Source organism: Streptomyces ovatisporus, assembly GCF_042653885.1.
Lineage (GTDB): Bacteria > Actinomycetota > Actinomycetes > Streptomycetales > Streptomycetaceae > Streptomyces > Streptomyces ovatisporus.
Map to the genome: position 1 here is coordinate 316,579 of NZ_JBHSFH010000015.1, position 26,168 is coordinate 342,746.

Genomic DNA, 26,168 nt, shown 5'->3' on the forward strand with positions numbered 1-26,168 from the left:
GCGTGCCGCGAAGCGAGGGGCTTCCCGGAAGGGCGGCATCCGGCCCGTCGTGCTGATTCTGAGCGTCCGTTCTCACCTGATGTGCGTCCCCTCTGAAGCCAGTCGTCGTGGCTCATCGGCCCTTTTTCTTCTTGCTGTCCTTCTCGGCGCTGACAGGCAGCGGATCGGCCTTTGCTCCGGTCGGGGGGATCTGCAGGCTTTTCAGGGCGAACTTCATGACCTGCTTGTAGACGGGCCCGCACACGTCGCTGCCGAAGTAGCTGCCCTTCTTCGGGTTCTGCACGGCGCAGTAGACCGTCACCCGGGGCTTGTCGGCGGGGGCGAAACCGGCGAAGGACGAGGTGTAGCCGTCGTAGCGGCCGGTCCTGGGATCGACCCGGTTGGCCGTACCCGTCTTGCCCGCGACCCGGTAGCCGGGGATCTTCGCCGTCGTGCCCGTCCCCTCCATGTCGCTGACGACCGACTCCAGCATCCGGGCGAGGGTCCTGGCCGTCCTCTCGCTCACGACCCGGCGGCTGCCCGGCTCACGCGCGGGGGTGTAGCTGCCGTCGGGGCCCGTCGTGCCCCGTACGAGCGAGGGCACCTTCCGGACACCGCCGTTGGCGATGGTGGAGTAGATCGAGGCAGCCTGGACGGCGTTGAGGGACAGGCCCTGGCCGAAGGGGATCGTGTACTGCTGCGACGCGCTCCACTTCTCGGGCTTCTCCAGGATGCCGGAGGTCGCCCCGGGCAGTCCCAGACCGGTGGGCCTGCCGATGCCGAACTCGCTCAGGTAGTGGTGGAGGACCTTGTTGGCCTCCTTCTGGGTGTCCCCCAGCTGCTCGGTGGCGAGGATGGTGCCGATGTTGCTGGACTTGGCGAGCACGCCGTTCAGCGTCAGCTTCCAGGTCTCGTGGTCGACGTCGTCGGCGAAGGCGCGGTCGGCGCGCTTGAGGCGGTTCGGGACGGTCACCTTCGTGAGCGGCGTGGCCCTCCCCTCCTCGAGGACCGCGGCCATCGACATCAGCTTGCTGGTCGAACCGGGCTCGTAGACGTCCTGCGCTGCGGCGTTGCCGAGGGCGTCGGGATCGGCGCGGGAGATGTCGTTGGGGTCGAAGCCGGGGGCACTCGCCATCGCCAGCAGTTCACCTGTCCGGGTGTCCTGCACGACGACGTAGCCGCTGTCGGCGTCGGACGTCCCGACCTGCTCCCCGATGGCCTGCTGCGCCGCCCACTGGATGTCGCGGTCGAGGGTGAGCTGCACGTCGGTGCCGGCGCGCGCCGGGCGTTCCCGCTCGCCCGCCGTGGGGACCTGGCGGCCGCCGGACTGGGCGTACGTGATCTTCCCGTTCCGGCCTGCCAGCTTCTTGTCGAGCATGGCCTCGACGCCGGCGCCGCCCTTGCCCTCGGAATTGACGAACCCGAGTACGCCCGAAGCCAGTTCGCGGTTGGGATAGATGCGCTTCGGGTGCTTCTCGCGGTAGACGCCCGCAAGCACGTCCGCGGCAGCAGCCTCCTTTTCGGCCTTATCGAACTCATCGGACTCATCGGACTTCCCGGTCTTCCCTGCCTCATCGGCATCGCCGCTCTGCTGCGCAGCCTCGGACGCCTTCGCGGCGACCTCCCGCTTCAGGCCCTTGATCCGCTGCCAGGTGCGCGGCGTCTGCTGCCGGGCGAGCAGCACGTAGCGGGTGTTCTTCCGGGACAGCTTCCGGGTCAGCTCCTGCTCGTCCTCGTGGAGCACGGGTGCGAGGAGGGCTGCGGCACGCTCGGGGGCGTCGCCGATGCCGGTCTGCTTGCGCGTGAAGAGGTACGGGTCGGCTGTGACGTCGTAGGCGTCGACCGTGGTGGCCAGCGCCGCGCCGTCCCGGGAGGAGATGGTGCCGCGCTCGGCCGCGAGCGGCACCGTGATGTACCGGTTGACGGCGGCCTTGTCGGCGAACGCGCTCGCGTCGACGGCCTGCACCTGCAGCAGCCGCACGGTGAACGCCAGCATGACCACCGTCAGCCCGAAGGCGATCAGGCGCAGCCGTGGCCGGGCACTCGCGAGGCGCAGCCGGCCACCCTGGGAGGGCATGGGCGCCCTGGCACCGACGGACTTCGTACGGCCCCCAGCCCTGCCCCTGCCCGGCGCCGTCCTGCCGGCGACCGCCTTGCCCGCCGCTCCCCTGCCCGGACTCCCGGCGGCCGCACGGGAGTTGGCGTCGCGCGCCGGCCGGCCCGTACGTGACGCCGGCCGGCCGTCGCGCCGCGGGTCACGCGGGCGTTCACTCACCGCTCCTCCTGCTTCGGGTCACCGGTGGCCTTCTCCGGCTTGCCCTTCACCGTGCCGTCGTGCTCCAGGAAGGCGGGAGTGCCGCCGGGCACGAGGCCGAGGTCGCGGGCGCGCTTCTCCAGCGCCCCGGGCGCCGAGTAGGAGTCGACCTCCTGCTGGAGTGCCTGCTGTTCGTCCGTCAACTCGTCCGTCTGCTTCTCCAGCTTGCTGAGCCGGAAGGACCCCTGGTTGACGGCGGCGTTCAGCAGCAGCAGACCCAGCAGTCCGGCGCCCAGTATCAGCACGACCAGCAGCACGAACGGCGTACGGGCCGCACTCGCTCCGGCCGGTACCAGACGAGCAAGCCGGGACAGCCGCTGCTGTGCACTCATGTCGTGTGCTCCTCCCTGATGCGCTCGGCGCCGCGCAGCCGGGCGGGTGCGGCGCGGCGGTTCTCGGCGATCTCGTCCTCGGTGGGGAGTTCGGCACCGCGCGTCAGCAGCTTGAGCCGCGGTTGGTACTGCTCGGGCACGACGGGCAGGCCGGGCGGCGCGGTGCTGGTGGCTCCCGCGGTCAACACCCGCTTGACGAGCCGGTCTTCCAGCGACTGGTACGACAGCACGGCGATGCGTCCGCCGACGGCCAGTGCGCCGACGGCGGCCGGAACCGCCCGCTCGAGCGATTCGAGTTCGCCGTTCACCTCGATCCGCAGCGCCTGGAAGGTGCGCTTGGCGGGATTGCCTCCGGTGCGCTTGGCCGCCTGCGGCAGCGCGTCGCGGATCAGCTCGACGAGCCTCGCGCTGCTGGTCAGGGGACGCTCGGCGCGCTCGCGCACGACTGCCTCGACGATGCGCCGGGCCTGCTTCTCCTCCCCGTACACGCGCAGCAGCCGGACGAGTTCGCCCGGAGGGTAGGTGTTGAGCACGTCGGCGGCGCTGCGGCCCCTCGTCTGGTCCATGCGCATGTCGAGGGGGGCGTCCTGGGCGTACGCGAAACCGCGCTCGGGCTCGTCCAGCTGCATCGAGGAGACGCCGAGGTCGAACAGGACGCCCTGGACGCGCTGCACTCCGAGCCGGTCGAGGACGTCGGGCAGTTCGTCGTACACCGCGTGCACGAGGGTGGCGCGGTCCGCGTAGGGAGCCAGCCGCTCGCCGGCGAGCCGGAGGGCCTCCTGGTCGCGGTCGAGGGCGATCAGGCGCGCCGCCGGGAAGGTGCCGAGCAGCGCTTCGCTGTGGCCGCCGAGGCCGAGGGTGCAGTCGACGACTGTCGCGCCGGGCTCCGCCAGTGCGGGGGCGAGCATGTCGAGGCACCGCCGCAGCATCACCGGATTGTGGCGGTCACGGACTGCGGGGTCTCCGCCGGTGGGCTGTTCCTCGGTCGTCATGCGCCCTTTCCTGCCCACGTGCTGCTTGGTCCCCGCCCGCTCGAAGGGGAAGTGGCCCGCGGTACCGGGGAAGAGGGTCGCCGGGAGCCGGAGCGGGAGGAGGCCGAGCCGCACGTACGCCCTGCGCACGCGGGGAGATTCAGGTCCCGGAAGCGTCTCGCCTCCCACTTCGCGCCACTTTAGTCCACTCGTCCCTTCGGTCAACAAGCGCCGAGGCGCGTTGGGAGGGCACCCGCGGGCTTGTGGGGTGCCTCACAGAAAGGCGTTCCGACCGATTCGTCCTCGCCCGCGTGAAGCCTTACGGGCCGAGCCGGTCTAACGTCGTCACATGTCGACGTACCAGCGGAAATCCCCGCCGCACACAGAATCCCCCGCCGGCAGGAACAGCCCCGGCACCGTGACCGACCGGCTCGTCGAAGCCAACGCGCGCTATGCCGAGCACTTCACCGACCCCGGCATGGACGCCCGCCCTGTCCTCAACGTCGCCGTGGTCGCGTGCATGGACGCCCGTATCGACCTCCACGAGGTCCTCGGCCTCGAACTCGGCGACTGTCACACCATCCGCAACGCGGGCGGCGTCGTCACCGACGACATCATCCGCTCCCTGACGATCAGCCAGCGCGCCCTGGGCACCCGTACTGTGGTGCTCATCCACCACACCGGCTGCGGAATGCTCAACTTGACGGAAGACTTCCGGCACGAGCTGGAACTGGAGGTGGGGCAGCGGCCGTCATGGGCCGTCGAGGCGTTCCAGGATCTCGACCAGGACGTCCGGCAGTCGATGAACCGGGTGCGGACCTCACCGTTCCTCCTGCACAAGGACGACGTACGCGGTTTCGTCTTCGACGTGAAGACCGGCCTGCTCCGCGAGATCGACCCGGAGATCCCCCCGGAACGGTGACGCGGGACCCCACGGGCGTGAAGAATGCGTGTACGAGCAGCAGATGACCAACGGGGATGGCCGAGGAGGGCCGGTGACGACGTATGACGAGCGAGCGGACCTCAGCGATCTGAGCAGCACGGCGGATCGGGTGCGCCGCTCGATGGAGTCGGTGATCGAGGGGAAACCCGAGGTCGTGAGGCTCTCGTTGACCGTGCTCATCGCCGAGGGGCACCTGCTGATCGAGGACGTGCCGGGCGTGGGCAAGACCATGCTCGCCAAGGCCCTCGCCCGGTCCGTGGACTGTTCGGTGCGGCGCATCCAGTTCACGCCCGACCTGCTGCCCTCGGACATCACCGGGGTGAGCATCTACGACCAGCAGCGCCAGGACTTCGAGTTCAAGCCCGGAGCGATCTTCGCGCAGATCGTGATCGGTGACGAGATCAACCGCGCCTCTCCCAAGACCCAGTCGGCGCTGCTGGAGTCGATGGAGGAGCGCCATGTGACGATCGACGGGCAGACGTACGAACTGCCCGCGCCGTTCATGGTGGTGGCGACGCAGAACCCGGTCGAGATGGAGGGCACCTACCCCCTGCCCGAAGCACAGCGCGACCGTTTCATGGCACGGGTGTCGATCGGCTACCCCAGCCCGGCGGCCGAACTGGAGATGCTCGACGTGCACGGCGGCGCCTCACCGCTGGAAGATCTCCAGCCGGTGGCGCACGCCCACGAGATCAGCAAGCTGATCGAAGCGGTGCGCGGCGTCCACGTCGCCGATCCGGTTCGGCGCTACGCGGTGGACCTGGTCGCCGCGACGCGTACGCACCAGGACCTGCGGCTCGGCGCCTCTCCGCGTGCGACGCTGCACCTGCTGCGTGCCGCTCGCGCCGGTGCGGCCCTGTCCGGCCGTGACTTCGTGCTGCCGGACGACGTGCAGTCGCTGGCCGTCCCCGTACTCGCGCACCGCCTGCTGCCCACCGCGCAGGCGCAGTTGAGCAGACGTACGGCCGAACAGGTCGTCACCGAGATTCTGCACCGCGTGCCCGTACCGAGTGCGACGCACGGGGGAGTGGGCGCTCCGGCGCCCCCCGACGGCTACGGACAGCAGTCGCCGCGAGGCTACTGATGTCCGGGAGTACGGCTGCCGGAGCGGACGCCGCCCGTCGCCGGCGCGGCCGGGGCAGGGAGCGCCGCGGCGAGGAACGTGCGGACGACCGGCCCCGGCCGGACCCGGACGAGAAGCAGCAGGGCCCGCTGCGCTCCGCCTTCGGCGGACTCACCACCCGCGGCAGGTCTTTCCTCGCGGCCGGTGCCGCCGCGGCTGTCTGCGCTTATCTGCTCGGGCAGGCCGACCTGCTGCGCGTGGGGATGCTGCTGTCGGCGCTGCCGCTGGTCTGCGTGCTCGTGCTCTACCGCACGCGCTACCGCGTGGCCGGATCGCGCAGGCTCTCCCCGGCGCGTGTGCCGGCCCGTTCGGAGGCGCGCGTCCATCTGCGCGTCGACAACATCTCCCGCCTTCCGACAGGGCTGCTGATGCTTCAGGACCGCGTGCCGTACGTCCTGGGGCCCCGGCCTCGCTTCGTACTGGACCGGGTCGAGCCGGGCGGGCAGCGGGAGGTGTCGTACAGGGTGCGTTCCGACATGCGCGGCAGTTACCCCCTCGGGCCCATGCAGCTCCGGCTGACCGACCCGTTCGGGATGTGCGAACTCACCCGTTCCTTCAGCACGTACGACACGCTCACCGTGGTGCCGCAGGTCGAAGCGCTGCCGTGGGTGCGGATGTCGGGCGACACGACCGGTTACGGCGACGGACGGCAGAGGTCGCTGGCGCTCGCAGGCGAGGACGACGTCATCCCGCGGGGCTACCGGCACGGTGACGACCTGCGCCGCGTCCACTGGCGTTCGACCGCCCGCTACGGCGAGTTGATGGTGCGACGCGAGGAACAGCCGCAGAAGGCCCGTTGCACCGTGCTGCTCGACACCCGCCGTGCCGCATACGCGGGCACGGGCCCGGACTCACCTTTCGAGTGGGCGGTCTCCGGTGCCGCGTCCGTCTGCCTGCACCTGCTGGAGAAGGGCTACGCGGTCCGGCTGCTGACCGACACCGGCACGATGGTGCCCGGCCCCGAGGGCGTCGGGTTCGCCGGTGACTCCTCCGACACCGCCGGACTGCTGCTGGACACCCTCGCGTTGGTGGAGCACTCCGCCGAGACGGGGATGTCGTACGCCTACGACATCCTGCGCGGCGGTACGGCCGGCCAGGAAGGGCTGCTGGTCGCCTTCCTCGGAGATCTCGACGAGGAGCAGGCGGTCACGGTGGGGCGTATGCGGCAGCGTACGAACAGGGCCGTGGCCTTCACCTCGCAGCTGACGGCGCACGGGGCCGGGACCGGAGACGGGGCCGCAGACGACAGCGAGTACGGCTCGGCCGCAGACGCCGCCCTCGGCGTCCCGGCCGGGGTGGAGCGGCCGGACGAGGCTGCGGCGTCAGCCGCGCCGCGGGATTCCGCGGACGGGGAGGAACCCGCGCTGCGTGTACTGCGCGAGTCGGGCTGGACGGCGCTGCGCGGCGGCCCCGGCGTCGCGATGTCCGCCCTGTGGCACGAGGCCGACAACGCAACAGTGAAGGGGCTGGAGCGATGAGCGGACGGGGACGGCTCGCCCTCTGCGCGGCGCTTGCCACGCTGGCCGCGGCCTGTGCGCTGCTGCCGCTGGTGGACCCGGCCACGTGGCTGCTGCAGGCCGCGCTGCTGCTCGCGGGACAGACGCTCGTGGGCGCCGCGGCCCGTCGCGTGCCGCTGGCGCGTGCCCTGACGGTGGCGGTGCAGGTGCTGGTGTCGCTGATGATGCTGACGCTGTTCTTCGCCCGCGACGAGGCGCTCGGCGGGATGATTCCCGGTCCCGCGGTGCTGGAGGAGTTCCAGCGGCTGCTCGGCCAGGGCGGCCACGACGTGGGCCGCTACGCCATACCGGCGCCGGTGACGGACGGCATACGGCTCATGCTCGTCGGCGGTGTCCTCGTGATCGGTCTCCTCGTCGACGCGCTGGCGGTGACGTTCCGCAGCGCCGCTCCGGCCGGGCTGCCGCTCCTGGCGCTGTACTCCGTCGCGGCCGGTCTGGCCCGGGACGGTGCGGCCTGGCCGTGGTTCCTGTGCGCCGCGGGCGGCTACCTGCTGCTCCTCCTCGCCGAGGGGCGCGAGCGGCTCTCGCAGTGGGGGCGGGTCTTCACCGACCGGGGACGCCCCGGCGCTCCGCCCCCTCAGCCCGGGTCGGTCGAGGGCCCGGCGATGGCGCCCGTACGGACGGGCCGCCGGATCGGGGCCCTCAGCCTCGGTCTCGCCCTCGTCGTCCCGGCGGTGCTCCCGTCGATGGGCAGCGGACTGCTGGACGCGGCGCGCAACGGCAGCGGCGGCGTGGGCGAGAACGGCGGCACGGTCTCGGCGGTCAACCCCCTGGTGGCGCTGCAGGACAGCCTCAACCAGGCCGAGGACCGTACAGCGCTCACGTACACCACCAGCACCCGGGACACCCAGGAGATGTATCTGCGGATCGTCGCCCTGGACCAGTTCGACGGCGCCTCCTGGAAGCCTTCGGAACGCCGCATAGACGCCGTGCCCGATCCCCTGCCCTCGCCTCCCGGCCTCTCCCCCGACGTGGCCACCGAGCGGGTCCGCAGCACTGTCGTGGCAGCCGACTGGTACGCGCAGAACTGGCTGCCCATGCCCTATCCGGCCAGCCGCGTGAACATCGGCGGAGCATGGCGCTTCGAGCCGGAGGGCCGCACGCTCGTCGGGGACCGCGGAGAGACCACTCGCGGTGCGCGCTACGTGGTCGAGAGCCTGATGGTCCAGCCGACCGAGCGGCAGCTGCGACGGGCGGCCGACCCTCCGGACCCGGTGGCCGAGGAGTACACCAAGGTCCCCGAGTCGCTGCCGTCCGTCGTGCGCGGCACCGCACAGCGCGTCACGAGGGGCGCGACGAACGCCTACGAGCGGGCGGTGCGCCTCCAGGACTGGTTCGCGTCCGAGGGCGGATTCACCTACGACACCCGGGTCCGCGCCGGCAGCGGGTCGGCCGCGATCGCCAACTTCCTGGAGCAGAAGGAGGGCTTCTGCGTCCACTTCGCGTTCTCGATGGCGGCCATGGCCCGCACCCTCGGCATCCCCGCTCGCGTCGCGGTCGGCTTCACGCCGGGCACCGCGGGGGCCAACGGGCAGATGGCGGTCGGGCTCAAGGACGCGCACGCCTGGCCGGAGCTGTACTTCGAGGGAGTCGGCTGGACGCGATTCGAGCCCACTCCCACGCGGGGCTCACCTCCCGCCTATGCGCAGCCCGACACCCCGGACCCGAGTGAGAACCCGGCCGAGCAGCTTCCCGACCGTGGCGAGAGCAGCGAACCGACGCCCGCACCGTCCGAGTCGGACGACTGCACCTCCGCGGAGAAGCGGCTCGACCCGGAGTGCGGCCAGGCCGCACCCGCCCCGGACAGCGGCGGCACCGACGACGGCGCCCCCGTCGGCAGGATCGCGGGGGTGACCGCACTGGCGCTGCTTGTGCTGGGCGTACCACTGCTGCCGATGTTGTGGCGCAGACGCCTGCGGGCCCGGAGGCTGGGCGGCCGGGGCGGCCCGTCGCCCGGCGCGGATCCGGGCGGCGCGGTACTCGCCGCCTGGCGCGAACTCGTCGACACCGGCTGGGACTACGGGGTCGTCCCGGAGGACTCGGCGACACCGAGGAAGACGGCGGAGCGCATCGCCCGCATCGGCGACCTGGATCAGGAGGCGACAGAGGCCGCGTACCGGGTGGCTCTCGTGGTGGAGCGGGTGCTGTACGCACCGGGACGCCAGGCCGGGACGGACGTACGGACGGACGTGCTCGGAGTCAGCGGCGCTCTGCGGGACGCGGCTCCGCGCGGCCTGCGGCTCCGCGCTCTGCTGCTGCCCCCCTCGTCCATCCGGGTGATATGGAAGGTGACGGGGCGGCTGGCGCAGCTGCGCGAGCGGTGGACGACGGCCCTGCGGGTGCGCTTCGCGAAGTAGGACGGGTGCGGCCCTGCCCGTACGTCTTCACGGCCGCCGGGGCGGTGCCGGGGCGTACCCCGCACAGGCAGGGCCCGGCCCTCCGGCCCGTCGGCGGGGAAACCACAGGTCCTCCGGTGCCGGAGGGCAGTAGCGGACAGGCACCGGACATGGCTGTGGGGCTCCCTCCCGTACTCCGGAGAGGGAGCCCCACAGCCGTGTCACGGAGGAGGACGCCGCATCGGGCGCTGTGCTCGCCTGGTACTTGCGCTGAGCGCTACTGACCTTCGTCGCGGCGGCGCTGCCACCGCTCTTCGATGCGGTTCATCATCGAACGTCGTGCGCGTGGCTGACGGCGGGTGGGAGTCCCGCTGCCTCCACTGTTGCTCTGGGCGGCTCCCTGCTCCTGCTGCTCGCCGTTCTTGGGGGCTTTGCGCCAGCCGGTCACCGCGAGCACGGCGCAGCCGAGCATGACGAGGAAACCCACGACGCTGATCCAGATCTGCTGCGCGACCATTCCGGCCATGAGCAGTGCGATGCCCACCAGAAAGCCTGCGACGGCCTGGTAGACCCGCTTGCGGGTGTACCTGCGCAGCTCACTTCCCTCGAGCGCTGTCGCGAACTTGGGATCTTCGGCGTACAGCGCTCGCTCCATCTGCTCGAGCATGCGCTGCTCGTGCTCAGAGAGCGGCACGGAGTCCTCCTACTCGTCGGTCGCGGGGGCGACCGGATGCGACCATCCAAGGATAGGCAGGGAATCGCCCCCGTGAAACCCGCCCCTCTGCGCCATTACCTCTCACCAGGGCCGAGACGACGGACATGAGTGCGGGACTGTTCAACTCGTGCATTCCCGCACCGCCTTTCCGCCATGCCGAACCGCGTGCACCGATCATACGGCGGTCAACAGCTGATCGGGTGAGCTCCGATGCACTGCTGCGCCTGCTCGGTGGTTCCCGCCCCGTGGCGCAAGGGTCCGTTCGCTGTTCACCCGCCGTGGTACCGCGTCTCGGCGAGGACATGCAGCTGACTCGCGACTGCCTGGAAGGCGGGCAGTCCGGACGCGGCGGCTTCCAGCTGTGTGAGGGCCGCCTCGGCGTCCGGCTCGGTGTCGACCAGGGCGCCGGGAACCAGATCGGCGAAGACGCGTACGCCGTGCACCGCCCCGACCGTCAGGCCCGTCGCGCCGATCAGCCGCGTCAGCTCCTCCGCGGTGAACCGGCGGGGCATCGGGTCGTTCTCCCCCCAGCGCCCGTCCGGAGCGGTGAGCGCGTGCCGCGCCTCCGTGAAGTGGCCCGCGATGGCGCGTCCCAGTACGGCGCCGCCGAGGCCGGCTGCGAGAAGGCTGAGGGTGCCCGCCTCGGGGCGCAGCGCGGCGACGACGTTGCGCAGGCCCTCTGCGGGATCGTCCATGTACTCCAGGACCCCGTGGCAGAGCACCACGTCGTGACCGCCGCGCTCGACGACGTCGAAAAGCCCGTGGGCGTCGCCCTGCACCCCGCGCACCCTGTCCGCGACGCCCGCCTCCGCGGCCCGGCGCTCCAGGCCGAAGAGGGCGTCGGGGCTGGGGTCGACGACGGTGAGCCGGTGGCCGAGTTCGGCGAGGGGCACGGCGAAGTTGCCGGTGCCGCCGCCCGTGTCGAGGACGTCCAGGAACTCCCTGCCGGACGCCTTGACCCGCTGGTCGAGGGCGCCTTGCAGGACTTCCCAGACCACGGCGGTACGGAGTGATGCGCTGGGGCGGGACATTGGACGGTGCTCCTCGGCGGCTCAGGGGCGTGCAGGCCCCACCCTATTGCCTACTCCTGCGCGCCGATCCCACGAGAACGGAGCCCCGTCAGCGCCCCGACCCGCGTGGACGCGCCGCGGCAGCGCGCCACGGCACCGCGCCACGGCGTCCGCGCACACGGGGAGTCAGCCCGCCCGCTTGCGCTGGTGCGTCGGCCGGCCGCTCTGCGGACGTATCCGCCCCTGGGGACGGCCTGTTGAGGCCGGGGAGCGGGAGGCCGGGGCCTTCGCCGGGCCCGCCCCCTCCTGCTCGTCGTCGACGGGTGCGACGCGCGGCTGAGGCAGCGCGGGCTGCGAGACGAGCATCCGCTCCACCAGCCGCAGGAAGACCCCCGCGTCGCGCACCAGATCGTCGGCGTCGCGCCGGCTGGCCGCGCCCTGGATCCCCGCCTCGGCGCGGGCCCGCTTGGGCGCGCCGGAGGCGAAGAGCAGGCTCCACTCGGACAGTTCGGGAGCCGCCTCCGGCAGCACCTCCCAGGCGCTGCGGATGGCGCGCCTGCGCCGCTCGCTGGTCTCGGGACGGCCACGGACGGCCAGCACGGCGGCAGCGGTGCGGAGGGCGGCCAGATGCGCGATGGCGTATCTCTCGTTCGGAGTCTCCATCGCCGCCGCCTCGTCCAGGCCGTGCTGCGCCTGCGCCAGCAGATCGAGCGCAGCCGGCGGAGCGGCCGCACGGCGCAGCACTGGATGGACGTCGCTCGCCGGCGTCGCCCGTGAAGAGTTCGGGGGTGCTCCCCGAGGATGTCGCTGCACGGGAACCAACCTCCTGTCGTCGTCTGGCACTTCGATGGTTCGGCCGTATGTACCCATCGTGATGCACGCCACTGACAATCGGCTCCGACCTGCGCAAACACCCATTCCTCAGACGTGACCGCCCATCTCGCCCCCTCCTCGCGCCCATCTCGCCCCCTCCTCGCTCCCCTCCCAGGCCGACCGCGCCCATCCCGGGCCCGGGAGCGCCTTCTGAGGGGGGTGCCCGGACACGAGCACTCCACGGTCCTGCATACTTTTGCACTGACCAGTCAGTGCAAAAACTGCTCTGCCACGGGACGAGCGGGCACACGCAGCGGAGAGGGGCGGAAGCCATGGGCGGAGCGCCGGAGGAATCCCGCGCCGACGACGGTTCGCAGAGCCGTGGAGGTGCGGGGGTCCATGCCGAAGGTCTCGGTCTGGACGGGGCGAGGGGTGAGGTCTTCAGGGACGTCGCCTTCGACGCGGCCCCAGGCTCGCTCGTCGCCCTGGAGGGTCCGTCCGGTTCGGGACGCACCTGTCTGCTGCTGGCACTCACGGGGCGGATGAAGACCACCGCGGGGCACGCAGTCGTGGGCGGGCACCGGCTGCCGGCGGAACTGGCCGCCGTCCGCCGTATCAGCGCACTCGGAGCGGTGCCGGGGGTGACCGATCTCGAACCGGCCCTGTCCGTGGCCGAACAGCTCCGCGAACAGGTGCTGCTCCAGCGGCGGTTCGACGGCTCGCTGCGTGCTCTGCTCACCTCGCCCAGCCGTCGTGCCGCAGTCTCCCGTACACGCCTCGACGCCTCGCTGACGGCTGCCGGGCTCGACCTCGCGTCCCTGCCGAAGGGCCCGCGCACGCGCGTACGGGATCTGGAGCGCCTGGAGAGCCTGCGGCTGTCCGTCGCGATCGGACTGCTGGGCGAGCCGCGGCTGCTGGCAGTCGACGACGTCGACCTGAAGCTCGCCGAAGACGAACGCGAGCAGGCCTGGGCGCTGCTGCGTTCGGTCGCCTCGGCCGGGACGACCGTACTGGCCGTGTGCAGCGAGGCGCCCGAGGGCGCGCTGGTCGTTCGTACGGGCGCGCAGCAGGACGCGACGGCTGCGGGCGAAGGACGCCACGCCCGGGAATCGGGCCCGACGACGGAGGGGGATGCGGCAGATGCGCTCGCCGAAGCTGGCCGCGCTTGAGCTCAGGCGTTTCGGGAGGGGAAGGCTGCCGCGGGCGGCTATGGCGGCGATGATGCTGCTCCCCCTGCTCTACGGCGCGCTCTACCTGTGGTCCTTCTGGAATCCGTACGAACGGCTGGACAAGGTGCCCGTCGCGCTCGTCAACGAGGACAGAGGCAGCGAGGCGGACGGCGAACGGCTCGACGCCGGCGACTCGATAGCCGAAGGGCTGCGTCGGAGCGACACGTTCGACTGGCGCGAGACCGACGCCGCCGACGCGCGGAGAGGCGTCGAGGACGGGCGCTACTACCTGTCGCTGACGGTGCCCGCGGACTTCAGCGACCGCGTGGCCTCCAGCTCGGGCGAGAACCCGCAGACGGGCGCCCTGAAGGTGAGCACGAACGACGCCAACAACTACGTGGTCGGGCAGATCTCCCGCACCGTCTTCTCAGAGGTGCGGGCCGCGGCCTCCAGCAAGGCGTCACGCGGTTTCTACGACAAGATCTTCGTCTCGTTCTCAACGCTGCACGACCGGACGTCGAAGGCCGCGGACGGAGCCGACAAGCTCGGCGACGGTATCGGCCGGGCGAAGAAGGGCACCGGAGAGCTGAAGAACGGCATCGGCAGGGCGGAGAGGGGCAGCGGCACCCTCAAGGACGGCACGGAGCGGCTGCACGACGGTGCGGGTGAGTTGAAGAAGGGCTCGCGGCAGGTCGCCGACGGCACCCGGAAACTCGCCGGCAAGGTCGACGGCGTGGCCGGCAGGGTCCGGCCCTTCCTGGACGAGCACGGGGACGACATCGGCAAGGCGGCGCGCGATGTCGCACGCCTCAGCAAGACGCTCCGGGAGAACCTGGACGAGCTGCCGCGCGCGACGGGCAAGGCCGCCGCCGACTCGCGCAAGGCCGCCGACACGCTCGCCCGCCTCTACCGGGTGCGCTGCGAGGGGCCTGCCGAACTGGACACCTCGTGCACCCAGTTGAAGAAGGCGGTCGATGCGGCCCGGACGTCCGCCGGCGTCGCAGAGGACGTCGACGACCTCGTGAAGAAGCAGAAGAACCTCGACCGCCTGGACGACAGCCTGGCAGACCTGCACACACAGGCGAACGCCCTGGCCGACCGCGCCCCGCACCTCGCCGAGGACGTGGACTCGGCGGTGGCGAAGATCCACAAGCTCGACGAGGGAGCCCACAAGGTCTCCGCCGGGGCGGCGGAACTGGACGCGGGGATCGGACGCGCCCGCAGCGGCGCAGCACAGCTCGATTCGGGCCTGGGCCGCCTCTCGGAGGGCGCGGGCACGCTGAACGGCGGAATGTACCGGCTCGCCGACGGTTCCTCGCAGTTGTCGCACGGGCTGCACGACGGCGCGAAGAAGATCCCCGACTACGGCAAGAAGGAACGCGAGGCCCGTACGGACGTGATGGCCGACCCTGTCGGTCTCTCCTCCGCCAAGACACATTCCGCGCCCAACTACGGCACGGGGTTCGCACCGTATTTCATACCGCTGGCGCTCTGGGTCGGTGCGATGATCGCGTACATGCTGCTCCAGCCTCTCAACAAGCGTGCGCTGGCCGCAGGCGCGCCCGCCGGGCGCATCGCCCTCGCGGGGTGGCTGCCGGTCGCGGCGATCGGTGCCGCACAGACCGGCGCGCTGATCGCAGTGCTGCACTGGGGGCTCGGGCTCCAACTGGCGCGCCCTGCGGCCGCCGTCGGCTTCCTGCTGCTGGTGACGGCGTGCTTCACGGCTGTGGTGCAGCTGCTCAACGCCCGCTTCGGGCCCGCCGGACGCATCCTCGTGCTGGCCATGCTGATGCTTCAGCTGACGTCGGCCGGCGGAACGTATCCGATTCAGACCAGTCCCGGGTTCTTCAACGCCGTGCACCCCTACCTTCCGATGAGTTACGTCGTTGACGGACTGCGGCACCTCGTCACGGGCGGCGATCTGTGGCCGGTCCGGCGAGCCTGCCTGGTGCTGCTGGCCTTCACCGTGAGCGCGCTCGTCCTGACCGCCTCGACCGCGCGGAGCAAGCAGGTGTGGACGCTGGACCGGCTGCACCCGGAGATCGCACTGTGAGCGGCGTCGCTCAAGGAGGGCCGGACCGATGACGAGGACCACCGCTGACGGGGCGGGGACGGACGGCCCCCACGCCGGGGACGGTCGACGCCGCGACGACGGGCGCGGCACCGGCGGCCGGGAGGGCACAGGCGGCCGGGAGGGCACAGGCGGCGTACGCGCCCGCGCCCGGCGCAACCGCAGCTCGACCCGCCAGAAGCTGTTCAGCGCGGCGGTCACGCTCATCGCCGAACAGGGCTTCTCCGCCACGACGGTGGAGGAGATCGCAGACCGGGCAGGCGTCGCCAAGGGGACCGTCTACTACAACTTCGCCAGCAAGAGCGAACTGTTCGAGGAACTGCTGCGGTACGGCGTGGAGTTGCTCACCGCCGATCTGCGGGAAGCAGCCGAGTCGACGACGCGCGCCGGGGGCGGGCGGGTCGACGCACTCGATGCGATGGTGCGCGCGGGACTGGCCTTCATCGACCGCTATCCGGCCTTCACCCAGCTCTACGTGGCGGAGCTGTGGCGTACGAACCGGGCCTGGAACTCGACCTTGACGATCGTCCGCCAGGAAGCGGTCGCCGTGGTGGAGGCCCAGCTGCGCGGCGGAGTCGAAGAGGGCGAACTGAGCGGAGAGATCGACATCTCACTCACGGCGTCCGCCCTCGTGGGCATGGTGCTGGTCGCGGCCCTCGACTGGAAGGCGTTCCAGCCGGAACGCTCCCTCGACGACGTGCACGCTGCACTCTCGCTGCTGCTTCAAGGACGAGTCGGGGGGTGTGCGCAGCCCCGGTAGCCGGCGATGCCCGCAGTCACAGCGGACGCGCCCCGGACAACCCGGTTCAAGGGGCTGCGCACGGTCATCCCCCGATCCCCCTGTCCCCACGGGCCCCCGTGACCCGCGTTCCCCCCGGCAAGGGCTGCTGCCCCGTTCCGCCACCCCGTGTCGGCGGTGCCGGAGCAACGCCCCTTGCCGTGCGCATCACTCTGCCGTCCGGGCGCACCGCCGCCCATCCGCTCGGATACTCAACTGCTCCACTAGGTAGCGCTACTCAGCCGTCCGCGCTCCAGCCCGGGCAGAACGCACCAGAGAGGTCCACGGCCCCGCGCCCGCGTAGTCCGCACGTCCCCCCGGGAGTTCGGCAGGGGCACCGACTCGTCCTGGCACTCGGCCGCCCGGCTAAAGTCCCTCGCCATGGCACGTATCGCAGTGATCGGCGCGGGACTGGGCGCGCTCGCGGCATCCGCACGGCTGGCAGTCGCGGGACACGAGGTGACGGTCTACGAGCGTGCCGGGACGTACGGCGGCGGAGTACGGCGCCGCGAACGGGACGGCTTCCGCTTCGACACGGGCCCCGGGCTGCTGCACCTCCCCGCCGTCTACCGCGACTTGTTCGTCAAGACGGGCCGCGAACCGCTGGAGGAGTGCGTCGGACTCGTACAGCTCGACCCCGCCGTGCGGCACGTCTTCGCGGACGGCACGGCAGTGTCGCTGCCGCACGCCTCTCGCGCCGGAACCGTCCAGGCGCTGGACGCGGCACTCGGTGCGGGGGCCGGCGAGCGCTGGACGGACCTGCTCGCCCGGGCCCGTACGGTCTGGGAGGCCACCAGGCGGCCCCTTCTGGAGGAGCCGCTCGGCGCGGTCGGTGCACCGGCGGACGGACCGGCCCTCGACCGGAGTCCCTATCCGGCGCTGCGCAGGAAGGGCCTGCTGCGCCGTCGCGCCCCCACCCTCGCGGAGGTGGCCGCCGACGAACTGCGCGACCCGCGGCTGATCGCCATGCTGAACAGCTGTGTGCACGCCTACGGCCTGGACCCCCGGACGGCCCCGTCAAGCGCGACGGTGCTGCCCTGGATCGAGCACACCTTCGGCAGTTGGTACGTGCGCGGCGGGATGCGGGCGCTCGCGGAGACGCTGTACGGCCGTTGCCTGGAGCGCGGAGTGAGCTTCCGGTTCGACACCGAGGTGCTGGCCGTGCGGGAGGAGGACGGGCGGGCGAGCGGAGTGGTCCTGGCAGCGGCCCCCGACGTCGCCGCCGATGCCGTGGTCGCCGGCAGCTGGTGGCCGCCGGCCGCTCCCCGTGCGGGCGCCGACGGAGCAGGGGCCGGTGGTTCAGGAACCGACCGTCCCGGGCCGGACGGGACAGTGCCGTGTGCACCCGCCCGTTCGCGCCTCACGGTGCTTCTCGCGCTGACCGGCGGACGTCCTGCGGGCACAGTGCACCGCACCGTCGTCCACCGGGCGGACGCTCCCGGACAGCCGCTCACCGTGCTGCGTCCCGACGACGCGACGCTCAGCCCGGACGCCGCGCACGAGACAGCCGTGCTGTCGGTGACCGTCGACGCGGACGAGATCCCCGGACGGGCGGAGGCGGACCGGCTGGCCGACAGGCTTGTCGCCGCAGCCGACACCGCCGGGCTGGGGCTCGGGCCGCGGATTCTGTGGCGCGAGATCCGTACGCCGCACGACGTGGAGGCGGAGACGGGAGCCCCCGCCGGTCTCGTACCGGCGCCCGCCCTGGCCGGACCCGGCGGCGGTGGACGGGCCGGGGGCGGTGGACGGGCCGGGGGTGGCACGCGGTGTCGCGCGCCCAACAGGACGGCGACCGAAGGCTTCTACAGAGCCGGCGGCTGGGCACACCCGGGCGGCGGGCTCGCACACGCGGGCATGTCCGGCGCGCTGGTCGCGGGACTGATCGTCGAGGGCGACGACTGGCGCGGCTCGCAGTGAACGACGCCTGCCAGCCGGCCGGGGCCCGGCAGGGTCCCGCCCGCTGGAGTCGCAGCTCTCAGTAGTAGTAGCCGTTGCCGCCGGCGCCGTACCCGTTCGGGTCGTACGGGTAGGACTGCTGCGGCTCGGGCTCCATCTGCTCGTTGGGGTCGCGCTGTTGCGGCACCCACACGCCGCCGCCACCGGTGGGCGCCTGCGGGAAGTAGGACTGCTCGGTGTAGGTGGCACCGCCACCGTAGGAGGCGCCGTAGCCGTCCGTTCCGAAGCTGTCCGCGCCGTACCCGTACGGCGACTGCTGGGGAGGCTGCTGGGCGCCGTAGCCCTGCTGCTCGCCGCCGCCGTAGCCGTATCCGTACTCCTCGAACTGGACGCCGGAGTATCCGGCGTTGCCGTCGTAGCCGTAGTACGGGTCCGCGTACGCGGCGTACTGCTGCTGTTGCGGGGCCTCCTGGCCCTGGCCCGGGTACATGCCCTGCTGCTCGGGACCGGGGTAGCCGTAGCCGCTGAGGGAGAACTCGCCGGTCTCGTCCGGCATGGGGCCGGGCTGGTAGACGGGGACGGACTCTTCCCTGCCGGGCTGCTGGCCGTAGCCGTTGACCGCCTGGAACTGGCCCGTGTCGTAGGAGACGGTCTCGTAGCCCTGGCGGTCGTAGCCGTCGTAGCCGTTCGTGCTGAAGGTGTCGGCGGCCGGGAAGCCCTGGGTCTCGAAACCGTTGGCGTCGAAACCGTTGGCCTGGTAACCGTTGGTGTCGAAGCCGTTGGCCTGGTAACCGTTCGTGTCGAAGCCGTTGGCCTGGTAACCGTTCGTGTCGAAGCCGTTCGCTTCGTAACCGTTGCCCTGGCCGTTGCCGTCATAGCGGTTCGGGCCGTAGTCGTCCCCGCCGAAGCCGCTCATGCTCAGAGCGCCGGTGCTCTCCAGGGAGTCGGAGTCGTACCGGTTGGCGCGGAGCCCTCCGGTCGTCTCCATGGGACCGGCGTCGTACCGGTTCATGCTCAGCGTGCCCGTGTTCTCCATGGCGTCCGAGCCGAAGCCGCTCATGCTCAGGGCGTTGGGCTGGAAAGCGTCGGAGCCGGGACCGCTCCGGCCGGCCAGGGCGGGCGCGGGTTCGGGTGCGCCCAGTTCGTCCAGGGGCGGGGCGGCTGCCAGCTCCGCCTCGGCTGCTTCGTCGTCCCGGCGGCGGAAGTTGGTGCCCGGCAGGCCGTTGAGTGCCCAGCCTGCCGCGAAGCCCCGCCGGTAGGAGAGAGTGACGAAGGTCTGGCCGGTGGCGAAGGCGGCGATGCCCACCCCGATCACGATCACCGAGGGGATCAGCGCCCCCGCCACCACACCGAGAAAGCCGGTGAAGGCGAGTACACGCCAGCGGAGTCGCGCCTTGTACTGCAGCAGGACCTCGCCCAGAAGCCACAGCGCGACGATACCGAACGCGATGTAGAGGACTGTCCAGCCCATGTAAGCCCCCTCTTCTCACTGCTTCGGCCGGCTGCTCCGACTAGGACCGTTCGTGGAGTCCAAGATTCTGATGGATTTCCAGGGTTGCCGTGGAGTTGTTGAGCGTAATGAAGTGAAGTCCGGGGACATCCTCGGCCAACAGCCTCGCACACAACTCCGTCGCGTACTCGATTCCGACCGAGCGTACCGCCGCGGGATCGTCCTCGACCGAGCGGAGTCGCTCTGCCATCTCCGTCGGGATGGTCGCGTTGCTGAGCTGAGCGAACCGTTCGATCTGCTTCACGTTGGTGACCGGCATGATCTCCGGGATGATCGGAGTCTGGCAACCGGCAGCAACCGCGCTGTCCCGCAGCCGAAGGTAGTCCTCCGCCCGGAAGAACATCTGCGTGATCGCGTAATCGGCTCCCGCGCGGCACTTGTTGACGAAGTGTCGCACGTCGGTGTCCCAGTCGTCAGACCGCGGGTGCATCTCGGGGAAGGCGGCGACGCCGACGCAGAAGTCGCCGGACTCCTTGATCAGCTCCACCAGCTCGGAGGCGTAGGTGAGCCCCTCCGGATGCTGCACCCAGTCGCCCATCGGGTCTCCGGGAGGATCGCCCCGCACAGCGAGCACGTTGCGGATGCCCGCGTCGGCGTACTGACCGATGACGTTGCGCAGCTCTGACCGGGAGTGATTGACAGCGGTGAGGTGGGCGACGGGGGTCAGGGTGGTCTCGGTGGCGATCCGCTCGGTGTTACGGACGGTCCCCTCACGCGAGGAGCCACCCGCGCCGTAGGTCACGGAGACGAAGGTCGGCGAGACCGCCTCGATCCGGCGCAGCGCGTTCCACAGCGAGCGTTCGCCCTTCTCCGTCTTGGGGGCGAAGAATTCGAACGAGTAGGAACGCTGCCCGGTCGCGAGCAGGTCACGCACCGTGGTCGTACGGTCTGTCCTGGTAGCTGAGATACCGATGGCCATGCTTGAAGGCTATCGGCCTTGGCTAGAGGGCAACCCGCAGTCGCGTGCCGCCGCGGTCCGTTCCGTCCCGCTCGGCACCCACATGTCCGCGGGGACGGACGGGGCGGGCGGGCCCGGCCGCGCCCGGCCCGGAGGGCGGAGAAGCCGCAGCTCACCGGACGGAGGGCGGCTGCCCGTCCTCCTCGGCACGCTCGCGCAGCCGTCCGGCCAGCCCCGCGGCGGCCGCCTCCGGATCGTCGGCGCCGGTGAGGACCCGTACGACGACGACGCGCCTGGCTCCCGCGTCGAGCACCTGGTCGAGATTGGACGCGTCGATGCCGCCGATCGCGAACCAGGGCCGCGCCGGCGCGAGCGAGGCCGTGTACCGCACGAGAGGCAGTCCGGGGGCGTGCCTGCCGGGCTTCGTGGGCGTCGGCCAGCAGGGGCCGGTGCAGAAGTAGTCCACACCCGGTTCCGTGACCGCCGCATCGACCTCGGCCTCGGCGTGGGTGGAGCGGCCGACGAGGACGTCGTCACCGACGAGGGCCCGCGCCGCCGGTACCGGAAGGTCGCCCTGGCCGAGATGGAGCACCCCTGCGCGGGCGGCATGCGCCACGTCGGCGCGGTCGTTGACGGCGAGGAGCTTGCCGTGGCGCCGGCAGGCGTCCGCGAAGACCTCCAGGTGCTCCAGTTCCTCGGCGGCCTCCAACGTCTTGTCCCGCAGTTGCACGATGTCGACGCCTCCCCGCAGGACCGCGTCCAGGAACTGCGGGAGGTCGCCCTGCTCCTTGCGGGCGTCGGTGCACAAGTAGAGCCGCGCGTCGGCGAGCTGCCGGCGGACGGCTGCGGCGTCGGTGCTCATGGCGTACCCCTGGGGTGTACGGGCCGGCCGACGGGAGCCGGCCCGTACACCCGTGGATCGGTTGACGGAAGGACGGGAAGGACGGGAAAGGGGACGGGAGGACAGGTGCTGCCGACGGGGACGGGCCGCCGCCGGGCGCGCCTTCACGTGCGGTCTGCGGGAGCGCTGCGATGGCGCTTCAGCGAGGGGCGCACGCTCAGCGTCCGGTGTGCCGGGCGCCGCCTGCGCGGGTCCGGCAGCGCGACGGGTTCGGCGAGCGCTGTGCGCACCGCGGCTGCCGTGCGCACGCCCGGTGGACGCTCACCCGGGCACCCGCGTCACGCGGCGATTCACACGGCGAGGGCCTGGGCGCGGCGCTTCACCTCTGTCCCGCGGTTCTCGCGCAGGGCCTGAGCCGGGGTGCCGGGCAGGCTCTCGTCCTCCGTGAACAGCCACTCCAGCATCTCCTCGTCGCTGAAGCCGTCGTCCTTGAGGAGCGTGATCGTGCCGACGAGTCCCTTCACGATGCGGCCCGCGCCGATGAAGTCGGCGGGGACCTGAAGGGTTCTCCCCTCTCCTCGGCGTACGGCGATCAGTTGGCCTTCCTTGACCAGTTGCCGGGCGCGGGTCACCGGCACGTCCAGCTTCTCTGCGACGTCCGGGAGGGTGAGCCAGGCGGGGACGAGAGCATCGGTTTTCGCATCAATCTCTGTCACGTCCTCCAGCCTGCCATCCCGGGGTGACAGTCACTACCGTCCGGCGGCCACTGCGCGGTCCGCTCCGGCTACTTGACGGCCTTCTTCAACGCCACCGCCGCGTCGGCCAGCCCTTCTCCGTCGACCTTCAGGCCACGTTCCATGATCTTTCTGCCCTGGGCGAGGTCGCGGGGGCGGCCCACCGCCAGCAGCGCGGTGAGAGATCCGTCACGCAGCCAGCAGACCGACCAGGCGGCCTCCCCCGGGTCGCCGCGGTGGACGATTTCGTCCCCCGCGGTGTGGTGCCCGGCGTACTGCACGAACCGGCCGAACTGCTCCGACCAGAAATAGGGGACAGGGTCGTAGACGGCGCGTTCCGCTTCGCTGTCCGGGAGGCACTCCGCCGAGATGTTCTCCGCCACCACCCGCGGTCCCTGCAGGGCGTTGTCCCAGTGGTGGACGAGAAGCCGCTCGCCGTAGCGGGCGGACGGGAAGGACGCGCAGTCGCCGACCGCGTAGACGTGCGGCACGGAGGCACGCAGCCACTCGTCCGCCCGGACCGCACCCGTCTCGTCCAGTTCGACTCCGGAGCCTGCGAGCCAGCCTGTTGCGGGCCGCGAACCGATGCCCACCAGGACGGCGTCGGCGTGCAGGTGCGTACCGTCGGCGAGCTGCACGCCTTCCCGTTCGACTGCCTGCACGACGACGCCGGTGCGCAGTTCCGCACCGCACTGTGCGTACCAGTCGCGCATGTACGCGGCGACCTCTGCGGGAAGTGCCCCGGGCAGCGGCTGCCCGGCCGCCTCCACGACAGTGACGGCACATCCCGCTTCCCGTGCGGCTGTGGCGAATTCGGCACCGATCCAGCCGGCTCCCACCACCACGACGGTGCCTCGTGCGGCCAGTACGGACCGGAGTCCGGCGGCGTCGTCCAGGGTGCGCAGGAGGTGGACGCCCGGGACGTCTTCGGTGCCCGGCAGTGTCCGCGGTTCGGCGCCGGTGGCGACGACGAGCTGGTCGTAGGCCACTGCGCCGGAGTCGGTCTCCAGGAGCTGTTCGGCTGTGCGCAGCGCGGTCACACGGCGGCCGAGTTCCAGTTCGACGTCGAGTGCGCCGAAGTCGATGTCGAAGGACGAGCTCTCCGCCCTGCCCAGCAGCACGGCTTTGGACAACGGCGGCCGGTCGTACGGCTGGTGGGACTCGTTGCCGATCAGCCGGATCGCACCCGGCCACCCCTGCTCACGCAGTTGGACGGCTGTCTGCACCCCCGCCATGCCTGCACCGACGATGACGACCCGCTGACTGCTCCGACTGTCGCTCACACGGTCAACTCTATGCCGCGGCCGACTGCCCGCAGAGGCGGCCGTCGAGCGTCTGTCCGTACCGCGCACCCCACAGTTGCAGGGCGGCGCAGTACGCTGGCTGAGGCGCCGCCCCTGCACAGTGAGCAGGACGCGGTCCGACCAGAGACGGCATACGCGGGAGTCCGGCGCACCGGGCTGAGAGGGAGGCAGGCGGCCTCCGACCGTACGAACCTGATCCGGGTCATTCCGGCGAAGGGAGACGCAGCGTTTCCATGCGCACCAGCAGCACATCCCAGACCGCCGCCCCGGCGCCGCGTTCCGGTACGGCCGGACGCGCGGCGGCCCGTCCCGCTGCGGCCCGTCCCGCTGCGGCCCGTGCCGTGCGTCCTGGTGGACGTCCCGACGTGGTCGTCGCCGGCGGCGGCCTCATCGGACTCGTCACCGCATGGCGGGCGGCGCAGCGCGGCCTGACGGCCACTGTCGTGGACCCCGAACCGGGCGGCGGTGCCGCCCGCGTGGCAGCGGGCATGCTCGCCGCCGTCACCGAACTCCACTACGGCGAGGAGGCGCTGCTCGGTCTCAACCTCGCCTCGGCGGCGCGCTATCCGGATTTCGCAGCCGAGCTGGAGGAGGCGAGCGGCAAGGAGATCGGGTACCGCGCGTGCGGCACTCTGGCTGTCGCGTTCGATGCGGACGACCGCGCGGACCTGCGGGAGCTGCACGCGCTGCAGCAGCGGTGCGGGCTGGACTCGCAGTGGCTCTCCGGCAGGGAATGCCGCCGGCTGGAGCCGATGCTCGCTCCGTCGGTGCGGGGCGGGCTGCGCGTGGACGGCGACCACCAGACGGACCCGCGGCGACTGGCCGCCGCACTGCTGTCGGCGTGCGAGCGGGCGGGGGTCACGTTTCTTCGTGCATCTGCCGGGCGCCTGTCCACCGAGGGCGACCGGGCCACTGGCGTGACGCTCGAGGACGGCACTGCTGTGGAGGCGGCACAGACAGTTCTCGCGCTGGGTTCGTACGCCGCCCGGCTGGAGGGGCTGCCGCCGGAGCTGATCCCACCGGTGCGTCCCGTCAAGGGCCAGGTGGTGCGGCTGCGCATGCCGCCGTCCCGGTACGGCCCCTTTCTCTCGCGCACCGTGCGCGCTGTCGTACGCGGCGGCCACATCTACCTGGTGCCGCGCACCAGCGGTGAGCTGGTGATCGGTGCCACGAGTGAAGAGATGGGCTGGGACACCACCGTCACGGCGGGCGGCGTCTACGAACTGCTGCGCGACGCCCACGAACTCGTCCCCGGTCTGACCGAACTGCCGCTGACGGAGACTTGCGCCGGGCTGCGTCCCGCCTCGCCCGACAACGCACCGCTGCTGGGGCCCACGGCCCTGCCGGGTCTTCATCTGGCGACGGGGCACTACCGCAACGGCGTACTGCTCACGCCGGTCACCGGCGACGCCATGGGCGAACTGCTGACGACGGGCGAACTCCCCGAGCAGGTACGACCGTTCACACCCGCACGGTTCACACAGCGGCGTCCGGAGCGCACACCGCAGACAGCACCCGCATCCACCTGCAGCGAACCACAGGAGCAGTCAGCATGACGACCTCCCCGTCCCCCTCCGCGACAGTCACCGTCTCGGTGAACGGCGCGTACCGCGACGTCCCCCGCGGTCACACCCTCGGCGAGTTGGTCGCCTCGTTCACGACGGCGCCCTCCGGAGTCGCCGCCGCCGTGAACGAGGCCGTCGTCCCGCGCGGACAGTGGCCCGCACGGGAGCTCGCCGAAGGCGACCGCGTAGAAGTACTGACAGCCGTCCAGGGAGGCTGACCCGCCATGACAGACACCGCTTCCTTCCCCACGGCCGGCCCGGCCGCCCCGGCGTCCGGTGCGGCCGCCGGCCCCGCCGAGGACGCCGTAGCCGCATCCGCTGCCGGGGATCCGCTCGTCATGGGCGACCGCTCCTTCACCTCCCGGCTGATCATGGGGACGGGCGGCGCACCCAGCCTCGACGTCATGGAACGGTCCCTGCTGGCGTCGGGCACCGAGCTGACGACGGTCGCGATGCGCCGCCTCGACCCGGGCGTGCAGGGCTCCGTCCTGTCCGTCCTGCGGAAGCACGGCATCCAGGTCCTGCCGAACACCGCCGGCTGCTACACGGCCGGGGACGCCGTCCTCACCGCCCGCCTCGCCCGCGAGGCGCTGGGCACCGACTGGGTCAAGCTCGAAGTCATCGCCGACGAGCGCACCCTGCTGCCCGATCCGGTCGAACTCCTGGACGCAGCCGAGACGTTGGTCGACGACGGTTTCACTGTGCTGCCGTACACGAACGACGATCCGGTGCTGGCGCGCAAGCTGGAGGACGCCGGCTGCGCGGCGGTCATGCCGCTGGGCTCGCCGATCGGGTCGGGGCTCGGCATCCGCAATCCGCACAACTTCCAGCTGATCGCCGAGCGTGCCACCGTCCCCGTCGTGCTCGACGCAGGCGCAGGTACGGCCTCGGACGTCGCCTTCGCCATGGAGCTCGGCTGCGCGGCCGTGATGCTGGCCTCCGCGGTGACGCGGGCGCAGGAGCCCGTGGTGATGGCCGAGGCCATGCGACACGCGGTGGAGGCGGGCCGACTGGCCCGCAGGGCCGGGCGCATCCCGCGCCGCCATCACGCCGAGGCGTCCTCGCCGACGGAGGGCGTCGCGTCCTTCGACCCGGAGCGGCCCGCCTTCGGCGGCTGACACCCCCGCTGCGTGGACGCGCGGCACCTCCCACCGTTCTCCGCCGGGCGCCGGGCGCCGGGCGCGGGCGCCGGGCAGTCCGGCCTGCGCGCAGTGGGCAGCCGGTGGCCGACGAACATCGCTCGCCGGAGAATCCCTGCGGGCCCGGGAGGACCAGAAATCCCAGACGCCACGGAAGCGCTTTTCGGGCTTGAAACCCAAAAAGGGCAATACGGACTATCCGTGTCACCG

21 protein-coding genes, 1 pseudogene and 1 riboswitch are annotated in these 26,168 nt (G+C 71.7%); of the genes and pseudogenes, 11 read left to right on the forward strand and 11 right to left on the reverse strand.

The window, feature by feature from the left end; genetic code table 11:
- Nucleotides 1-112: 112 nt before the first annotated feature.
- The 3 genes from ACFPA8_RS25445 to rsmH are packed head-to-tail and all read right to left on the reverse strand — an operon-like array spanning nt 113 to nt 3,617.
- Nucleotides 113-2,254 (reverse strand): peptidoglycan D,D-transpeptidase FtsI family protein, encoded by a 2,142-nt coding sequence (locus tag ACFPA8_RS25445; protein WP_386452196.1) that lies wholly within the window; start codon nt 2,252-2,254, stop codon nt 113-115.
- On the reverse strand, nt 2,251-2,625 hold the full coding sequence (gene ftsL / locus ACFPA8_RS25450; RefSeq protein WP_386452198.1) for a cell division protein FtsL: 375 nt from the start codon (nt 2,623-2,625) through the stop codon (nt 2,251-2,253). The genes ACFPA8_RS25445 and ftsL overlap by 4 nt, the downstream gene beginning before the upstream one ends.
- On the reverse strand, nt 2,622-3,617 hold the full coding sequence (gene rsmH, locus ACFPA8_RS25455) for a 16S rRNA (cytosine(1402)-N(4))-methyltransferase RsmH (RefSeq protein WP_386452368.1): 996 nt from the start codon (nt 3,615-3,617) through the stop codon (nt 2,622-2,624). Before rsmH ends, ftsL begins: the two co-directional genes overlap by 4 nt.
- A gap of 328 nt (nt 3,618-3,945) precedes the next feature.
- Here rsmH and ACFPA8_RS25460 point away from each other — a divergent pair, with 328 nt between their 5' ends.
- The 4 genes from ACFPA8_RS25460 to ACFPA8_RS25475 all read left to right on the forward strand — a co-directional run bounded on the left by ACFPA8_RS25460 (nt 3,946) and on the right by ACFPA8_RS25475 (nt 9,536).
- Nucleotides 3,946-4,518, forward strand: coding sequence for a beta-class carbonic anhydrase (locus ACFPA8_RS25460; protein WP_386452200.1), 573 nt, complete (start codon nt 3,946-3,948; stop codon nt 4,516-4,518).
- A 73-nt stretch (nt 4,519-4,591) separates the two neighbouring features.
- Nucleotides 4,592-5,623, forward strand: a complete 1,032-nt coding sequence (locus ACFPA8_RS25465; protein WP_386452201.1) for an AAA family ATPase — start codon at nt 4,592-4,594, stop codon at nt 5,621-5,623.
- Nucleotides 5,623-7,140, forward strand: coding sequence for a DUF58 domain-containing protein (locus ACFPA8_RS25470; protein WP_386452203.1), 1,518 nt, complete (start codon nt 5,623-5,625; stop codon nt 7,138-7,140). Before ACFPA8_RS25465 ends, ACFPA8_RS25470 begins: the two co-directional genes overlap by 1 nt.
- Entirely contained in the window at nt 7,137-9,536 is a 2,400-nt protein-coding gene (locus tag ACFPA8_RS25475) for a transglutaminase TgpA family protein (RefSeq protein ID WP_386452205.1), read from the forward strand. Before ACFPA8_RS25470 ends, ACFPA8_RS25475 begins: the two co-directional genes overlap by 4 nt.
- 256 nt (nt 9,537-9,792) lie before the next feature.
- Here the strand turns inward: ACFPA8_RS25475 and ACFPA8_RS25480 are convergent, their stop codons facing one another.
- The 3 genes from ACFPA8_RS25480 to ACFPA8_RS25490 all read right to left on the reverse strand — a co-directional run bounded on the left by ACFPA8_RS25480 (nt 9,793) and on the right by ACFPA8_RS25490 (nt 12,110).
- The gene (locus ACFPA8_RS25480; protein WP_386452206.1) at nt 9,793-10,209 is read right to left on the reverse strand and encodes a DUF3040 domain-containing protein; all 417 of its coding nucleotides are present in this window, start codon (nt 10,207-10,209) and stop codon (nt 9,793-9,795) included.
- A gap of 290 nt (nt 10,210-10,499) precedes the next feature.
- Nucleotides 10,500-11,261 carry a methyltransferase gene (locus ACFPA8_RS25485; protein ID WP_386452207.1) on the reverse strand — a complete coding sequence of 254 codons (762 nt, stop codon included), beginning with the start codon at nt 11,259-11,261 and terminating at the stop codon, nt 10,500-10,502.
- 165 nt (nt 11,262-11,426) lie between these two features.
- A complete protein-coding gene (locus ACFPA8_RS25490; RefSeq protein ID WP_386452209.1) occupies nt 11,427-12,110 on the reverse strand; it encodes an SAV_6107 family HEPN domain-containing protein in 684 nt (227 codons plus the stop codon).
- A gap of 275 nt (nt 12,111-12,385) precedes the next feature.
- Here ACFPA8_RS25490 and ACFPA8_RS25495 point away from each other — a divergent pair, with 275 nt between their 5' ends.
- The 4 genes from ACFPA8_RS25495 (at nt 12,386) to ACFPA8_RS25510 (ending at nt 17,988) form a co-directional block, all read left to right on the forward strand.
- On the forward strand, nt 12,386-13,222 hold the full coding sequence (locus tag ACFPA8_RS25495) for an ATP-binding cassette domain-containing protein (protein ID WP_386452210.1): 837 nt from the start codon (nt 12,386-12,388) through the stop codon (nt 13,220-13,222).
- Nucleotides 13,194-15,275 (forward strand): YhgE/Pip family protein, encoded by a 2,082-nt coding sequence (locus ACFPA8_RS25500; RefSeq protein ID WP_386452212.1) that lies wholly within the window; start codon nt 13,194-13,196, stop codon nt 15,273-15,275. Before ACFPA8_RS25495 ends, ACFPA8_RS25500 begins: the two co-directional genes overlap by 29 nt.
- A 28-nt stretch (nt 15,276-15,303) precedes the next feature.
- Nucleotides 15,304-16,053, forward strand: a complete 750-nt coding sequence (locus tag ACFPA8_RS25505) for a TetR/AcrR family transcriptional regulator (protein ID WP_386452214.1) — start codon at nt 15,304-15,306, stop codon at nt 16,051-16,053.
- Between the two features lie 399 nt (nt 16,054-16,452).
- Nucleotides 16,453-17,988, forward strand: coding sequence for a phytoene desaturase family protein (locus ACFPA8_RS25510; protein ID WP_386452216.1), 1,536 nt, complete (start codon nt 16,453-16,455; stop codon nt 17,986-17,988).
- Nucleotides 17,989-19,185: 1,197 nt separating this feature from the next.
- On the opposite strand, the pseudogene ACFPA8_RS25515 reads toward ACFPA8_RS25510, so the two are convergent.
- The 5 genes and pseudogenes from ACFPA8_RS25515 to ACFPA8_RS25535 all read right to left on the reverse strand — a co-directional run.
- Nucleotides 19,186-19,438 (reverse strand): annotated as a pseudogene (locus ACFPA8_RS25515) (hypothetical protein); the annotation flags it as partial.
- Nucleotides 19,439-19,478: 40 nt separating this feature from the next.
- Entirely contained in the window at nt 19,479-20,396 is a 918-nt protein-coding gene (gene metF, locus ACFPA8_RS25520; protein ID WP_386452218.1) for a methylenetetrahydrofolate reductase [NAD(P)H], read from the reverse strand.
- 151 nt (nt 20,397-20,547) lie between these two features.
- Nucleotides 20,548-21,237 carry a thiamine phosphate synthase gene (gene thiE / locus ACFPA8_RS25525; RefSeq protein ID WP_386452219.1) on the reverse strand — a complete coding sequence of 230 codons (690 nt, stop codon included), beginning with the start codon at nt 21,235-21,237 and terminating at the stop codon, nt 20,548-20,550.
- 329 nt (nt 21,238-21,566) lie between these two features.
- On the reverse strand, nt 21,567-21,932 hold the full coding sequence (locus ACFPA8_RS25530) for an Rv2175c family DNA-binding protein (protein WP_045864131.1): 366 nt from the start codon (nt 21,930-21,932) through the stop codon (nt 21,567-21,569).
- 68 nt (nt 21,933-22,000) lie between these two features.
- The gene (locus ACFPA8_RS25535) at nt 22,001-23,185 is read right to left on the reverse strand and encodes an NAD(P)/FAD-dependent oxidoreductase (RefSeq protein WP_386452369.1); all 1,185 of its coding nucleotides are present in this window, start codon (nt 23,183-23,185) and stop codon (nt 22,001-22,003) included.
- Between the two features lie 193 nt (nt 23,186-23,378).
- Nucleotides 23,379-23,490, forward strand: a riboswitch (TPP riboswitch).
- Here ACFPA8_RS25535 and thiO point away from each other — a divergent pair.
- The 3 genes from thiO (at nt 23,488) to ACFPA8_RS25550 (ending at nt 25,937) form a co-directional block, all read left to right on the forward strand.
- Nucleotides 23,488-24,810 carry a glycine oxidase ThiO gene (gene thiO, locus ACFPA8_RS25540; RefSeq protein WP_386452220.1) on the forward strand — a complete coding sequence of 441 codons (1,323 nt, stop codon included), beginning with the start codon at nt 23,488-23,490 and terminating at the stop codon, nt 24,808-24,810. Its footprint overlaps the riboswitch before it by 3 nt.
- Nucleotides 24,807-25,037: a sulfur carrier protein ThiS gene (gene thiS / locus ACFPA8_RS25545; protein ID WP_386452222.1), complete on the forward strand. Its 231-nt coding sequence runs from the start codon at nt 24,807-24,809 to the stop codon at nt 25,035-25,037. Before thiO ends, thiS begins: the two co-directional genes overlap by 4 nt.
- Nucleotides 25,038-25,157: 120 nt before the next feature.
- Nucleotides 25,158-25,937: a thiazole synthase gene (locus ACFPA8_RS25550; protein ID WP_386452370.1), complete on the forward strand. Its 780-nt coding sequence runs from the start codon at nt 25,158-25,160 to the stop codon at nt 25,935-25,937.
- The last annotated feature ends 231 nt before the right edge of the window (nt 25,938-26,168 follow it).

What these genes read in the sequence shown, in the direction of transcription:
- ftsL (WP_386452198.1), bottom strand. Translation starts at nt 2,625, where the DNA reads ATGAGTGCACAGCAGCGGCTGTCCCGGCTTGCTCGTCTGGTACCGGCC.
- rsmH (WP_386452368.1), bottom strand. Translation starts at nt 3,617, where the DNA reads ATGACGACCGAGGAACAGCCCACCGGCGGAGACCCCGCAGTCCGTGAC.
- ACFPA8_RS25460 (WP_386452200.1), top strand. Translation starts at nt 3,946, where the DNA reads ATGTCGACGTACCAGCGGAAATCCCCGCCGCACACAGAATCCCCCGCC.
- ACFPA8_RS25470 (WP_386452203.1), top strand. Translation starts at nt 5,623, where the DNA reads ATGTCCGGGAGTACGGCTGCCGGAGCGGACGCCGCCCGTCGCCGGCGC.
- ACFPA8_RS25475 (WP_386452205.1), top strand. Translation starts at nt 7,137, where the DNA reads ATGAGCGGACGGGGACGGCTCGCCCTCTGCGCGGCGCTTGCCACGCTG.
- ACFPA8_RS25485 (WP_386452207.1), bottom strand. Translation starts at nt 11,261, where the DNA reads ATGTCCCGCCCCAGCGCATCACTCCGTACCGCCGTGGTCTGGGAAGTC.
- ACFPA8_RS25490 (WP_386452209.1), bottom strand. Translation starts at nt 12,110, where the DNA reads ATGGGTACATACGGCCGAACCATCGAAGTGCCAGACGACGACAGGAGG.
- ACFPA8_RS25495 (WP_386452210.1), top strand. Translation starts at nt 12,386, where the DNA reads ATGGGCGGAGCGCCGGAGGAATCCCGCGCCGACGACGGTTCGCAGAGC.
- ACFPA8_RS25500 (WP_386452212.1), top strand. Translation starts at nt 13,194, where the DNA reads ATGCGCTCGCCGAAGCTGGCCGCGCTTGAGCTCAGGCGTTTCGGGAGG.
- ACFPA8_RS25505 (WP_386452214.1), top strand. Translation starts at nt 15,304, where the DNA reads ATGACGAGGACCACCGCTGACGGGGCGGGGACGGACGGCCCCCACGCC.
- ACFPA8_RS25510 (WP_386452216.1), top strand. Translation starts at nt 16,453, where the DNA reads ATGGCACGTATCGCAGTGATCGGCGCGGGACTGGGCGCGCTCGCGGCA.
- metF (WP_386452218.1), bottom strand. Translation starts at nt 20,396, where the DNA reads ATGGCCATCGGTATCTCAGCTACCAGGACAGACCGTACGACCACGGTG.
- thiE (WP_386452219.1), bottom strand. Translation starts at nt 21,237, where the DNA reads ATGAGCACCGACGCCGCAGCCGTCCGCCGGCAGCTCGCCGACGCGCGG.
- ACFPA8_RS25535 (WP_386452369.1), bottom strand. Translation starts at nt 23,185, where the DNA reads ATGGCGGGGGTGCAGACAGCCGTCCAACTGCGTGAGCAGGGGTGGCCG.
- thiO (WP_386452220.1), top strand. Translation starts at nt 23,488, where the DNA reads ATGCGCACCAGCAGCACATCCCAGACCGCCGCCCCGGCGCCGCGTTCC.
- thiS (WP_386452222.1), top strand. Translation starts at nt 24,807, where the DNA reads ATGACGACCTCCCCGTCCCCCTCCGCGACAGTCACCGTCTCGGTGAAC.
- ACFPA8_RS25550 (WP_386452370.1), top strand. Translation starts at nt 25,158, where the DNA reads ATGGGCGACCGCTCCTTCACCTCCCGGCTGATCATGGGGACGGGCGGC.